Here is an 11,973-nt window from a genome sequence, read left to right on the forward strand (position 1 = left end):
TCTTGCGCCAATAGAGCGTGTTCGGCCAGGCCCAGGGAGTTCGCGGTTGGTATAATCGATAGCCGGCGCGGATGAAGTTGTTCGCGGACGGCAGATTATCGGTGGTGTCGGACACGATCGCTTCCCAGCCGTTGAGCCGCGCCCGAGTCTCCAGAGCGCGCATCAAACGCAATTGGAGCCCCTTGCCGCAATGCGTCCGCAGCACGCCAACGCGGCAGAAATAACCGGCATTGCCGAGATGGGTCGAGGGAACGACGCCGGCAAAGCCGACCGGCGCGGTCTCGTGAAAGGCGAGCCACCAGTGCCCATGGTCGAAGTCCGGAATGCGAGCGCCATCGAAGAACGTCAATCGATGAAGTTCCGCGAGCGTGTCCGCAATGTCATCGTCTTGCCCGTCGACCTCGCGAATCCGGTACATCGGCCAACCTTCAAACCTCAAATCCATCTTGTCCGCGACGGTGGGTTCGGCACGGCTTCCGGCTATCCGATGTCGGAGCGTATTGAGTGGATCACCTGAAATATGGCCGCAGACGCTGCAACGAGTTGCATCATTTTCCAAGCGTCGCCTTGATGCCGAGCCAAACCGCGCCGACAAAGCCCGTGACGATGATGGTGATAACTGCCTTGAATGTGTAACTCTGGGCCTGCTCGACGCTTTTGCGCCAGCGCCGCAAGTGCTGCAAGTCAGCGCGCATTTCGGTGCCGACCCATTGCACGATCCAGATCGTGAACGCGTCGGCGGTCGCGCCGGCGCCGCCGATATCGATGAAGGCGCGCAACGGCAGCAACGGATCGGCGGAGACGTTGCCGATCCGCCCCTCGTTGCGCGCCTGCGACAGCATCCCGGCAAAGTATGCGCCCTCGAACGCTTGCACGTATTCACCCTCCCAGATGTGCTCGTAACGATCGGGATAGAGCGCGCGGTCGACCTGGCGCTCCTCCTCCAGCACCGCCGGAAACCAGGGATTGTCGCGCCAGCTCGCGTTGACGACGATCGCGCCCGGCGGCTTTCGCACCCGCAGGAAATCGTCGATCGCGTCGGATTTGCGGCGTGGGTTCCACGACGCCCAGAGTTCGGAGTCTTTGGCGCGAATGGTGGGGCGCAGCAGCGCCAGGCTGCGTGCACTCAAGCCTTGCGCCTCGTCGACCCAGGCGACGCGGAATCCTTCCAGCGACTTGATCGACTCGGCCGTGTGGTCCTGCATGCCGCGAAAAATGATGATGCCGTCGCCGGGCGTTTCGATCCTGTCGGTGAACGGCCTGAAGCCGCTGCCGATCCCGAGTGAGGCGATCTTGCTCTCGATCAGCCGTTTTGAGGATTGCGCCAGCGTCCGCTGCGCCTCGCGAATGCAGACCGCGAGCGTGCCGCGTTCCATCTGGCAGGTCTCGACCAGCAATTCGCCGAAGAAGTGCGACTTGCCGCTTCCGCGTCCGCCATAGGTGCCCTTGTAGCGCGACGGCGCCAGCAGCGGCTCGAACACCTTAGCGGTCGGGATTTTCAGGGTGAACAATGACGCGCTCAATTCGGTGGATCAGTTCAGGGGAGCCATCATCGCCGCTTTCCAGCGGCTGCGTGGCCTTGCCCCAGCCGCGATCGAGAATGGCGTTGGCGGCCGAGACGCGCGCCGCGGCGGTGGCATCCTTGCTGCGCATGATGCCGGCCAGCACGTTGATCGCCGTCCTGGTATGGCTGCGCGCCAGCGAGCGGATTTCGATCAGGGTCCTTGCCACTTACTTTTCGGCCCAGTCCGGCTGGACATACTCACAAGACGCCGTGTCGGCATGATCCGTCACGCGGTCGTCAGGGACGACCGAGCGAAATGCGATGGTCGGAAAGTCCGTCTGCTCGCGATGGTGCTTCGGAGGCGGAATGAACCGGATGATCTCCGCGCTCATGCGAATGCCTCCCGAAGCGCGATGGCGATCAGACCGGCCAGCGCAAGCAATATCAGATACGCGGTCATCGGATTCCCTTCTTGAACTAAATCTGCGGCAGATCGCGTCACGCGATCGTTTGGGGCGCGAACCTTATCCCGTCTCGCATGGGGCCGCGGCGGTCGTGGACTCCTGGTCCACACCGCGCCGGCACCTTCGCGCATGCCGGCTAATCGAAGATGAGGTGCGCCAAGGGCTCGGACGGCGGCGCGCTTGCGACGCCCTGGCGACGGGCGTTGTCAAGATGTGGCGCCGCGATGGGCGGCCGCCGTCCGATTCAGGAATTCAAATGAAAAAACCCGCGGCGGATTTCTCCGCGCGGGCTCTCGAGGATGATTGCGATGATGGTGCTATGCCGCTGATTTGCCCGACGTGTCAAATTCTTTTTTGAGGGGTCGCCGCTCCACCCGCCAACGTGCCTATTCAAGTCCCTGGACTGGCGGTGCGCCTCTTTTCGATGGAGGCGTCGCGGCAGATTTGACAGGTGGCAGTGGCGGTGAGCTGATGTTCGCGGTCGCCTGCGCTTGCGGGGCCGAACCGTCCCGCGTTGCGCGTCGAGCCCGGGAGGACGATGTGGACCGCCGGACTCCCCAGGAGCGCGAGATCGAAGGCCCCGCAGTATAACCGATCAATGCACCCGCCACCGCGCCCACGGGTCCCAAAACCACGGCTCCCGATACGGCGCCCAGGGCCGCATCCCCGGCACGCTCCTGCGCGCTTGCGCCGAACGAGATCAACGACCCTGCGATCACTGTGGCTAGAAACGCTTTCTTCATCCCGATTTCCCCGGCTGCGTCGCGAGATGCATGACACCCCGAAAATGCGGCAGCACCGAGGTAGGGGCTTCACAGTCCTGCCCGATTCGGCAGGCTTCCCGATCAAGAAGGCCCGCCACGGATTGCTCGGCGCGGGCTTCGGGATTTCTTCGATGATGTCGCTATGCCCGTGATTTGCCCGACGTGTCAAACGCTTTGCCGGCAGCAAACGAATTTCAGAAAATGCGATGAAGCCGCTTCGACAGAATGAAACGGTTTTCCGGATAAGACCGAAATGGAAAGCCCGCTACGGATTTTCGGACGCGGGCTTTTTGAGTTGTGCGATAATGTCCGTGTGCATCTGATTCGCCCGATGCATCAAGCCCGCCAATGTTACGGTTCAGCACGCGCATGCTTGAACGGGACTATTAGGCATCACGCGGCACGGTCAATGGATCGCAAGGAGGCGCCGATGTATTTCGCTGCTGCTGCGCTCGCGGTTTTGTCGGGCCTGTTCTACGCCGCCGGGCATCATGAGCTCGGTTCATTCGGCGCCGACATGTGCCGCTATGGCAGCACGTTCTGCGAAAATCCGTTCTACGTTCTGGTGGGCGCAGGTCTTGCCGCTGTCTGGGGCACGTTTGTCAGCGTGCGTTGAGGGTTGATCCGGCGGCGCCAGATGCTGTGCGAAGATATTGATTTGCCCGACATGTCAAATCGCGTTCGGCGTCATCGTGCGGGGCTTCGGTCCGGGCGCGGCCGGCTCAAGTGGCGGCTTCGGTTCGATCGGCATGGCCGTCCCGTCAGCTGGGCGGCATGCTCGCCGCCGTCAGCGCCATCACCCGGCAGGCGCCGCTTGCAAATCCGTTCGTCGCATTCGGTGTCGCGTGGCGACGCCGGCGCAAGGCTTCAAAGCTTGCCCTTGGTCGCGTCCTTCGCGGCCGACATGATGCCGCCGGAGATTTGCCTCATATGTTCCCCAGCGTTGGTGAACTGGCTGCGCAAGAATTCCGACTGGATGCGCATCGCTTCCTGAAGATCGGTCGCGTGCACGAGCTTTCGGGCATGCTCGAACGCAGCCTTCATGTTCTGTTCGGTGAAGGATAGCGCCTGCCTGGAGATCTCCGTTCCCGCGCCCGGCATCGACGTCATCGATTTGCTGGCAGCCTCGAAAAACATGCCAAACGCCTTTTCGGCCTGATCAATGGTTTTCTCGGTCAGATCGCGCAGCTCGGCCGGCACTTCCAGTTTCGGTTCAATCATGATCACACCCTTCCAAGATAGACGGCGGACGCTAGCACAAATCCGGCCTTGGTCTGCACTTATTGATTGGTGGGGCGGCGATCGCTCCCGCGCTTCAATATCGATAAGGTTCGATATCCAGCAGCGGGAACGCACTGAAAACGCTCGGCAGGTTGGTCGACGTCGCCGGGTGCAGATAGGATTTGTCGAGCTCGGCGAAGCTCGCGACGCCGAGCAGCCCGAGGCACCGGATCACCTCGTCTTCCAGCAGTTCCAGCATCCGCACGATGCCGGCTTCGCCGGCGGCGGCGAGCGCCCAGCATTGCAGGCGGCCGATGCCGACGAGGTCTGCGCCGGAGGCGACCGCCTTGACGATGTCGGTGCCGCGGCAGAACGCGCCATCGACCATGATCTTGGCCCGGCCCGCGACCGCCTGGACGATTTCGGGCAAGACGTGCATCGCGCCGCGGCCATGATCGAGCTGACGTCCGCCGTGATTCGACACATAGATCCAATCCACCCCATGATCCAGCGCGATCGCCGCGTCCTCGGCGGTAGCAATACCTTTGAGCACCAGCGGAACCTTGAACTTGTCCTTGATCAATTTCACGGTCCGCCACTCCAGTCCCTTCTGGAAATCGCCCCCGGTGGCGCGGATGCGGCTTTCGCGGACATAGCGCTTGGCGATGTCGCGCTCGCGCCGGCTGTAATGGGCGGTGTCGACGGTCAAGCAAAACGCGGAATAACCGTTGGCGATGGTGCGACTGACGATGTCCTCGACGAAGGCATCGTCACCTCGCACATAGAGCTGAAAGATGCGCAGCGCGTCGGGCGCGGCCTTTGCGGTATCCTCAAGCCCCGGCTCGGACACCGAACTCAGCATGTGCGCGGCGCCGAACCTGCCTGCGCCGCGCGCGACGGCCGCGCCGGCGGCGGGATCGAAGATCTCAAGCGCGCCTACCGGCGCGATCATCACCGGCAGGCGCAACCTGCGGTCGAATAACTGGGCGGACACATCGACCTGGGCGACATTGCGCAGCACGCGTGGCCGGAATGCGATCTCGTCGAGTGCCATGCGGTTGCGGCGCATGGTGGTCTCGGTCTCCGAGGCGCCGACGATATAATCCCAGGCATTCTGGTTGAGGCGGGCGCGGGCTTTCCGCACCAATTCGTGGAGATTCTGGAATTCTTCGCCGCTGGCCCCGAGCTCGACATTCGGCGCCGGCTGGATGGGGGTCCCGTCATTCATGGTGTTTCTCTCCCATTTTGGCCTCACACTAGCCGCAGACAAACGGGGAAAGCTACCGCTTTGAACGGGCATAACCGCGCAGAACCGGAGAGCTGCTATTCGCTCGCGAGGTGGATCGGCGAGGAATGGAAAATCCCGCAGCGGACACTTGCGATGCGATCACGAGCGCCGCCATGACGGCAGGAACGCTGATGAATCTGGGAAATTGCTCAATTGAAAGCAAGTGTCGTCCCCCAAAGGTACTTCGCTTAACCGCCCGAGAAGCGATTTCTGTATTCGGTGGGCGATACGCCGAGGTGCCGCAGGAACGCGCGCCGCATGCGCTCGTCGTCGCCGAAGCCGACACGCCTGGCGACTTCGACGACGCCGCCAATCTGCCTGCTTTCGAGCAACAGGCGCGCCGTTTCCACGCGCAATGCCTCGACGCCGCTCGCCGGCGTCATCCCGGTGCGGCTCGCATAGGTGCGTGCAAAGGTCCGGGGTGTCATCCCGGCTTTTTCGGCAAGCGTTTCTACCCTGAGGTCGGTCGCGATGTTTTCGATGATCCAGGCGTGCAGTGCGCTGAAGCGACCTTCGACGTCGGAGGCCTGCGCCGCAAGCACGGTCGAGAACTGGCTCTGGCCGCCCGGGCGCTTCAGAAACACCACCAGCCTTCGCGCAACGTCGAGCGCGATGGTATGGCCAAAGTCTTCTTCGATCATGGCGAGCGCGAGGTCGATCCCGGCGCTGACTCCGGCAGATGACCAGACCCGCCCGTCCTTGACAAAGATCGCATTCGGCTCGACGCGGATATTGGGAAAGCTGTCCTGCAGTCGCGGGCAATAACGCCAATGGGTCGCGGCGCGCTTCCCGTCCAGCACGCCGGTCCATGCCAGCGCAAAAGCCCCGAGGCACACCGAGGCCACACGGCGCGCCTTCGGCAGCGCCTGCGCGGTCCATTTCATCATCCGCTCGTCATTGCGAAGCTCCCAGATGCCCGGGCCGCCGGGGATCACCAGCGTATCGACCTGGTGCGGCCGGATGCTTGAGATCGGCGCGGTATCGACCATCATTCCGACGTCGGTGGGGATCAATCCGCCTTCGGTCGAGAGATATGACAGCGAATAGCCCGGACCCGGCAGTTCGATCGCCTCCAATTCCGCGAACACCTGCGCCGGGCCGGAGATGTCGAGCAAGGTCACGCCTGGAAAAGCGACGATCGCGATGCGCCGTGTGGCGGCTTCCATGCACGGTCCGGGACGACGGGATTTGGCAGATTTCGAGGGCATATTGTCCTTTAAGCCATTCGAGGCTCGGCTGTATAGCTTGCGATGGACAGCCGGAGTTCTGCCATGCCGTCGCGAAGTCTGGGCAGCCAATATCAGGCGATCGAGTCGCCCTGGACAGACTATACGGTCTACAGTTTTCCGGACGCGTCCGGTATCAGTGCCTGCGACCGGCAGCCGGTGATGGACGCGATGAACGGTATCATCGCCATCAACTGGAGGGCGACGGAGCCGCACTGGACGGCGGCCGCCTCCCCTTTCGACAGCAAATACAGCCTTATTCTGGTGTGTGACGGCTCCAGACTGGTCGCGTTTTCGGTGTATCGGGTGCTGCAGATCTCCGGCGAACCGGCGATCTATCGCAGCGGCACCGAGGTGCTTCCGGCCCATCAGGGACGCGGTCTCTACGGGTTTTTCACCTCTCAAGTGCTGAAGTGTTCGGGCGCGGCCGGGAAGAGCGACGGCAGCGTGCTCTATGGATGGCGGACGCGAAATCCTATCGTTTGGGCGGCCAACGCCAAGATTTGTGAAAGGGTGGCGCCCTCGCTGCTTGGCGAAGCCCAGGATCCCGCGCTGCAGGCGGCCTGCGTCAAGATGTGCTCGTCGCTTTATCCGGGCAAGCCGCTCGAACTGCCCGGCATGATCATGCGCGGCGCCTACGGCCACATTAAGCACCATCGGCAGGCATATCGCGGTGCAGCGTCACTGGTCGATGCCGCGATGTCCCGCATGATACCGAATTCAGCGGATGCCCTGTTTTCGGTCGGTTACGCGAGGGTGTGATGTCGGTGCTGGAACAACAAGCGGTGTTCGGAGCCGCCCGCCGGTTTGGCGATCGCGCCTATCTGGCCTGGGCGGCGGTCGCGATCGCTTACGCCATCGCATTCCTGCAGCGTGTATCGCCGCAATCGGTCAGCCTGAGTTTCATGCACGACTTCAGCACCGACGCCGCCGGCGTAGCGATGCTGGCTTCCAGTTACTTCTGGGGCTACACCTTGATGCAGATTCCAGCGGGCGTTCTGGTCGACCGCTACGGCGTCAAGCGGGTGGCGCTGCTCAGCATGACCGCCTCTTCGCTGGGCAGCGCCGCATTTGCGCTGGCGCCGAACCTCCTCGACGTTTTTGCCGCGCGCCTGATCGTCGCCTGCGGCGATGCGCTGGTCTTCACAGTGCTCCTGAAGCTTGTCGCGCAAAGTTTCGCCGACGAACGGTTCGGCGTGATGTCGGGCATTTCGCAGGTTTCGGGCTATGTCGGCGGCGTCATCGCGACAACGCCGCTCGCGGCCGCGGTGACGGGCTTCGGCTGGCGCGCATGCTTTCTGCTGATCGCCTGCATCGGCCTGGCCAACCTCACCTTTGCGACGCTTGTACTGAAACCCGATCAGGTGGTGCGCAGCAACAAGACGCTGAGAAGCGTTTTGGGCGCCGCCCGGCAGTCCTTGTCGCACGTCGCCAATTGGGGTTGCGCCATGACGTTTGCGTCCCATTTCGCCGTGGTGACGACGCTGTCGGGCGTCTGGGGCATTCCGATGGTAGCGCATCTCTTCAATATCTCGCCGACGGCGGCGGGCACTCCCCTGCTCGCCTTCATGATCGGCAACGCCGCCGGATCGATCTTTCTTGGCCATGCGGCCGATCGCGCGGCTGCGGCTCTCGACACCGCATTGATCCGTATTTGCGTGCTGCGGATGATCCTGATCGCGATGCTGCTGCCGCCGGTCGCGCATGCGTTCGGCCTGGTCTACGTCACCATCGTATTCACGGTACTCGGACTTGTCGCCGGCGGCACTGTGCCGCTCGTGCTCAAATGCACCAAGCGACTTTACACTGCCGACCTCATCGGCGTCGGCGCGTCTGTGAACACAACGGCCGCCGGAATCCTCGCGGGCGCCTCGCAGCCGATCATCGGATTCGCCATGCTTGCCGTCAGTCAATTTTCCGGAACCGGCGCTGCGCGAGGAGCGGCTGCGGTCGGCGATACCGGCTTTGGCGCCCTGATCGTAATTCTGCTGCTGATGTCGCTGCCGGGTATCGCCGGGCCGATGCTGATGCGGAGCAAATTGATAGTTCACCAGTCGCGTTAAACGTAAAGGGGGGCGTCATGGAGCGTTTGTTTTTGCGAAAAGGGGAAGTTGCGTCGACACATTCGGTGAGCAGCTGGCAGAGCGTACTGTTCTCCGAGTTCGAGGCGCAGATGACCAGCGAGGCGAGACCGTTTCCCTGCGTTTTCGGCGTAGCCGGATATCGCCAGGACCAGTTGCGCTATCTGTTCCTGGATCCCTACGACGTCGAAGTCCTTGGCGGACAGCTTGCGCAATATGTTTCCGAATCCCGATCGTACGGACCCAACACATCGCTGATCGTGTTCACCCGACCTCGCCCGGTGCAAACGCTTGACGCCTATTACCGCAAGATGTGGCTGACGCTCGACCAGCTCGCGCGATTGGACAAGCGCCCTTGGCCAGAGCAGATCCCCGAGCAGATCGACCACCCGATGTGGGAATTTTCGTTCGCGGGCGAACCGATCTTCGTGGTGTGCACGACGCCCGCGCATGTGATGCGGCAAAGCCGCCATTCGAGCGCCTTCATGCTGACGTTCCAGCCGCGGTGGGTGTTCGAGAAAATTCTCGGCACGGAGAAGGCGGCCAATGCCGCGTTCGCGGAAGTCCGCAAGCGGCTCATTCCCTACGACAACACCAGCCCCTCGCCGCTGCTCGGACGCTATGGCGCCAGCGATGGCCGTGAATATCAGCAGTACTTTCTGCAGGACGACAACAGTGCCGGTGAGGGCTGTCCCTTCGCCAAGCTCGCGCAAAACAACAAGTCCCAGATCGCAAATACGGAGAAGGCGGCATGACCCGGATCATCGCCGGTACCAAAACCGGGTTCACCATCGATCCGGCAATCCTGAATCTGCTCCCCGATCAGGGCAGCATCGAATTGCAGCGCGACGCCGCCGGCAAGGTGCATCATTTCCACACCCATCCCGTGGACGAGATCCTGATGATCATCAGCGGCAGGCTGAACTTCGTGTGGGACGGCGGCGAACGCATCGTCGGCGCCGGCGATACCATCCTGTTGCCGGCCGGCACGCTTCATCAATCGGAAGCTCTAGAGGGCGGCGCCGTCTACGCAATCGCGACGCGGCCGCCCGCTAATCCAATTCACAACTGAAACGAGGCGCTTGAAGGGGGAAGCGAGGTTTTCAAGACAAGGATGAACCGCTCGGCGCGGGACTAGTCGCCAAACGTTCGACCAGTTCGACGATTTCGGAACGCTGGTCGGGCGAAAGTTTAAGGAAGGCCTTCAACAGTCGCAGGCTCTCCAAGGTTTCACTCGATGGAGCTCCGAGTCTCTTCTGCAGCTCTGCAACATATGTGGGATCTTTCATCTCGCACCTTAGATGAGGAACAGGAATGGCATACCCAGGTAAACGTGAAGGCTTGGCCCAGAAAGTCGATACCGCAGCGCAGGAGGCCGAACGTCTCGGCCTGACAACCGCTACCTTGATACTTCGAATGGCACGCCTTGAGATCGATCGGGCCGTGCCCGACGAAGTTGAAGGTATGTCAAGGAACAACCTGCGCAGCAAGCCGAACTGAACGGCCGAATCTGAACGTCTTGGCGCATCACCCCGGGGATGGTCCGAAAGGACCAGACCCGGCGGTATGCGTTTACAGGCGAATCGCCGGGCGGCCCAGCGGGTCCACGCAAGGCGCGGCCCGATGACAGGCTCCGGCGTACCCCGCCGCCGGGCAACCGACGCGGATTACCGCTTGGAGAAAGCGGCGGATTGGCCTGCGCGAATCCGTGCTGATCGCCGCCGATATCAGCCGCTCAATTCCCGGTCTTTCCGAACGCCCCCGCCTCGGCCAGCGCCGCGATGCGGCGGTCGTCGTAGCCCAGTGTCTTTCGAAGCACTTCACGCGTGTGCTGCCCGAGCAGCGGCGCCGCAATGGGATCAATGGTCGGGGTGAGGCTCATCTTGAGCGGCGTCTCGATGTTGGGAACAAAGCCCGCGGTTGGATGCCGAATCCGGCTCAGGCGATGACGATCGCGCACTTCCGGCGCGTTAAATCCTTCCTCGACGGTACGAAGATAACCAACGGGTATGTTGGCCTTTTTCATCTTCGCCATCCAGTTCTCCAGCCGGTCGCTGGCAAAGACGCCGGCAATAATGCCGCGCAGCTTTTCCTTGTTGGCCGTTCGCGCTTTTCGCGTCGCGAATTCCGCATCGGTGATGAGGTCTGGCCGCTCGAGCACCTCGGTCACCAGACGGCGATACAGCCGGTCATTGGCGCAGGCCATGTAGAGCGGCCCATCGGACGCCTGGTAGACGCCGACGGTAGGCGACCCGTTCGGCGAATTTCCGAAACGACCGGGATTGGCGCCACTGATCAGATACGCCATGCCGTAAAAGCCGGTCATCGCCACCGCGATGTCGATCAGCGCGACCTCGACATGCTGGCCGCGGCCGAGCCTGTCGCGGGCGATTAGCGCAAGCAGGATGGCATTGCAGGCCGACATTCCCGTCGCCATGTCGACGATCGGCGGACCGGTCCGCACCGGCTGGCTGTCCGGAAAGCCGTTCAGCGACATGAATCCGCTTTCGGCCTGCGTGATCGGATCGAAGCCCGGGCGCAGCGCGAATGCCCCTTCGCGGCCATAGGCCGAGATCGAACAATACACCAGGCGCGGGTTGTTCGGTGCGACCGAAGCATAATCGAGGCCAAACTTCTTCATCACACCACCGGAGAAGTTCTCCACCACCACGTCTGCCTTGGCGATCAGCTCACGCGCAACCTCGATCGCTGCCGGATTAGTGAAGTCGAGCGCGATACCGCGCTTGTTGCGATTGAGGCTGAGAAAAGCTGCGCTCTCGCCGCCGACTTCCGCGTGCTCATAGGCGCGCGTGTCGTCGCCGCCATCAGGATTCTCGATCTTGATGACCTCGGCGCCAAAATCGGCGAGCGTTTGCGTGCAGGCGGGACCTGCGACGACGCGGGTGAAGTCGATGACCAGCAGACCAGCGAGGGCGGTCGGTTCGCCCTGGGCGCGCGGCATGCGCTCCGGCAATTGCGGTCTGGCGGTCATTCAGGCGCTTCCTCTTGTTTTTTCAGACGAAATTCGACGTCGGTCGCGCAAGAATGCGACCTGAAAGCCTTTTAGCGGAAGCCCTGGCGCAACGCCAAACCCGGATTTGCAGGGCTGCGCCCCCCGCTGACATGGCTCTGGATGCAGGTCGGGAAGAATGATCCGGAGGCCACGGTCGATCAGACCGGGATCGCCAGGCCACACAGCGGGAGCTCCGCCGCACCCAACCCGCCGTTTCGCTCGCCCGGATGGCGACCCAGTTGCCCGGAAGCTCGACATAGGCTGGCATATGCGCGTCGTCCGGTTTGGCAATTCGATCGCCGTCAGGTCAGGTAGGAGACCGGCGGGACGTGAATATCCATCACATCAGGCGTCAGCGACCAGTCGGTCGTTTATTATCGTATGGTGGTTTGCCGCAGCGGCTAGCTTGACG

Annotated in this window: 14 protein-coding genes and 1 pseudogene; 6 read left to right on the forward strand and 9 right to left on the reverse strand. The window is 62.4% G+C overall.

What is annotated here, in order from left to right:
- The 4 genes and pseudogenes from WCE35_RS17125 to WCE35_RS17140 form a co-directional block, all read right to left on the reverse strand.
- Positions 1-595: GNAT family N-acetyltransferase (locus WCE35_RS17125; protein WP_424594516.1), on the reverse strand; the 595-nt coding region annotated here is incomplete at its 3' end.
- A gap of 295 nt (positions 596-890) precedes the next feature.
- A pseudogene (locus WCE35_RS17130) lies at positions 891-1,481 on the reverse strand (phage terminase large subunit); the annotation flags it as partial.
- 1 nt (position 1,482) lies between these two features.
- The gene (locus WCE35_RS17135; RefSeq protein ID WP_424594517.1) at positions 1,483-1,731 is read right to left on the reverse strand and encodes a hypothetical protein; all 249 of its coding nucleotides are present in this window, start codon (positions 1,729-1,731) and stop codon (positions 1,483-1,485) included.
- Positions 1,732-1,896, reverse strand: coding sequence for a hypothetical protein (locus WCE35_RS17140; protein ID WP_424594518.1), 165 nt, complete (start codon positions 1,894-1,896; stop codon positions 1,732-1,734).
- Positions 1,897-3,162: 1,266 nt separating this feature from the next.
- On the opposite strand from WCE35_RS17140, the gene WCE35_RS17145 reads away from it, so the two are divergent.
- A complete protein-coding gene (locus WCE35_RS17145) occupies positions 3,163-3,348 on the forward strand; it encodes a hypothetical protein (RefSeq protein WP_424594519.1) in 186 nt (61 codons plus the stop codon).
- A gap of 251 nt (positions 3,349-3,599) precedes the next feature.
- Here the strand turns inward: WCE35_RS17145 and WCE35_RS17150 are convergent, their stop codons facing one another.
- From WCE35_RS17150 to WCE35_RS17160, 3 genes are all read right to left on the reverse strand, one after another.
- Positions 3,600-3,953: a phasin gene (locus WCE35_RS17150; RefSeq protein WP_424594520.1), complete on the reverse strand. Its 354-nt coding sequence runs from the start codon at positions 3,951-3,953 to the stop codon at positions 3,600-3,602.
- Positions 3,954-4,047: 94 nt separating this feature from the next.
- Complete coding sequence (locus tag WCE35_RS17155; RefSeq protein ID WP_424594521.1) at positions 4,048-5,181, reverse strand: alpha-hydroxy acid oxidase; 1,134 nt, start codon at positions 5,179-5,181, stop codon at positions 4,048-4,050.
- Positions 5,182-5,429: 248 nt separating this feature from the next.
- Positions 5,430-6,449, reverse strand: a complete 1,020-nt coding sequence (locus WCE35_RS17160) for a GlxA family transcriptional regulator (protein WP_424594522.1) — start codon at positions 6,447-6,449, stop codon at positions 5,430-5,432.
- Positions 6,450-6,512: 63 nt separating this feature from the next.
- Between WCE35_RS17160 and WCE35_RS17165 the strand changes: the two genes are divergently transcribed.
- The 4 genes from WCE35_RS17165 (at position 6,513) to WCE35_RS17180 (ending at position 9,620) form a co-directional block, all read left to right on the forward strand.
- A complete protein-coding gene (locus tag WCE35_RS17165; protein ID WP_424594523.1) occupies positions 6,513-7,229 on the forward strand; it encodes a hypothetical protein in 717 nt (238 codons plus the stop codon).
- Positions 7,229-8,530 (forward strand): MFS transporter, encoded by a 1,302-nt coding sequence (locus WCE35_RS17170; protein ID WP_424594524.1) that lies wholly within the window; start codon positions 7,229-7,231, stop codon positions 8,528-8,530. The genes WCE35_RS17165 and WCE35_RS17170 overlap by 1 nt, the downstream gene beginning before the upstream one ends.
- Positions 8,531-8,595: 65 nt before the next feature.
- Positions 8,596-9,303 (forward strand): YqcI/YcgG family protein, encoded by a 708-nt coding sequence (locus tag WCE35_RS17175; protein ID WP_424594525.1) that lies wholly within the window; start codon positions 8,596-8,598, stop codon positions 9,301-9,303.
- Complete coding sequence (locus WCE35_RS17180) at positions 9,300-9,620, forward strand: cupin domain-containing protein (RefSeq protein ID WP_424594526.1); 321 nt, start codon at positions 9,300-9,302, stop codon at positions 9,618-9,620. Before WCE35_RS17175 ends, WCE35_RS17180 begins: the two co-directional genes overlap by 4 nt.
- A gap of 31 nt (positions 9,621-9,651) precedes the next feature.
- Here the strand turns inward: WCE35_RS17180 and WCE35_RS17185 are convergent, their stop codons facing one another.
- A complete protein-coding gene (locus tag WCE35_RS17185; protein ID WP_424594527.1) occupies positions 9,652-9,837 on the reverse strand; it encodes a hypothetical protein in 186 nt (61 codons plus the stop codon).
- Between the two features lie 25 nt (positions 9,838-9,862).
- Between WCE35_RS17185 and WCE35_RS17190 the strand changes: the two genes are divergently transcribed.
- Positions 9,863-10,048, forward strand: coding sequence for a hypothetical protein (locus WCE35_RS17190; protein WP_424594528.1), 186 nt, complete (start codon positions 9,863-9,865; stop codon positions 10,046-10,048).
- Between the two features lie 235 nt (positions 10,049-10,283).
- Here WCE35_RS17190 and WCE35_RS17195 read toward each other — a convergent pair whose 3' ends face one another.
- Positions 10,284-11,540, reverse strand: coding sequence for a CaiB/BaiF CoA transferase family protein (locus WCE35_RS17195; RefSeq protein ID WP_424594529.1), 1,257 nt, complete (start codon positions 11,538-11,540; stop codon positions 10,284-10,286).
- Between the last annotated feature and the right edge of the window lie 433 nt (positions 11,541-11,973).

The sequence above is a fragment of the Bradyrhizobium sp. genome, assembly GCF_049691595.1.
GTDB lineage: Bacteria > Pseudomonadota > Alphaproteobacteria > Rhizobiales > Xanthobacteraceae > Bradyrhizobium.

What these genes read in the sequence shown, in the direction of transcription:
- WCE35_RS17140 (WP_424594518.1), bottom strand. Translation starts at nt 1,896, where the DNA reads ATGAGCGCGGAGATCATCCGGTTCATTCCGCCTCCGAAGCACCATCGC.
- WCE35_RS17170 (WP_424594524.1), top strand. Translation starts at nt 7,229, where the DNA reads ATGTCGGTGCTGGAACAACAAGCGGTGTTCGGAGCCGCCCGCCGGTTT.
- WCE35_RS17160 (WP_424594522.1), bottom strand. Translation starts at nt 6,449, where the DNA reads ATGCCCTCGAAATCTGCCAAATCCCGTCGTCCCGGACCGTGCATGGAA.
- WCE35_RS17185 (WP_424594527.1), bottom strand. Translation starts at nt 9,837, where the DNA reads ATGAAAGATCCCACATATGTTGCAGAGCTGCAGAAGAGACTCGGAGCT.
- WCE35_RS17150 (WP_424594520.1), bottom strand. Translation starts at nt 3,953, where the DNA reads ATGATTGAACCGAAACTGGAAGTGCCGGCCGAGCTGCGCGATCTGACC.
- WCE35_RS17195 (WP_424594529.1), bottom strand. Translation starts at nt 11,540, where the DNA reads ATGACCGCCAGACCGCAATTGCCGGAGCGCATGCCGCGCGCCCAGGGC.
- WCE35_RS17180 (WP_424594526.1), top strand. Translation starts at nt 9,300, where the DNA reads ATGACCCGGATCATCGCCGGTACCAAAACCGGGTTCACCATCGATCCG.
- WCE35_RS17145 (WP_424594519.1), top strand. Translation starts at nt 3,163, where the DNA reads ATGTATTTCGCTGCTGCTGCGCTCGCGGTTTTGTCGGGCCTGTTCTAC.
- WCE35_RS17190 (WP_424594528.1), top strand. Translation starts at nt 9,863, where the DNA reads ATGGCATACCCAGGTAAACGTGAAGGCTTGGCCCAGAAAGTCGATACC.
- WCE35_RS17165 (WP_424594523.1), top strand. Translation starts at nt 6,513, where the DNA reads ATGCCGTCGCGAAGTCTGGGCAGCCAATATCAGGCGATCGAGTCGCCC.
- WCE35_RS17155 (WP_424594521.1), bottom strand. Translation starts at nt 5,181, where the DNA reads ATGAATGACGGGACCCCCATCCAGCCGGCGCCGAATGTCGAGCTCGGG.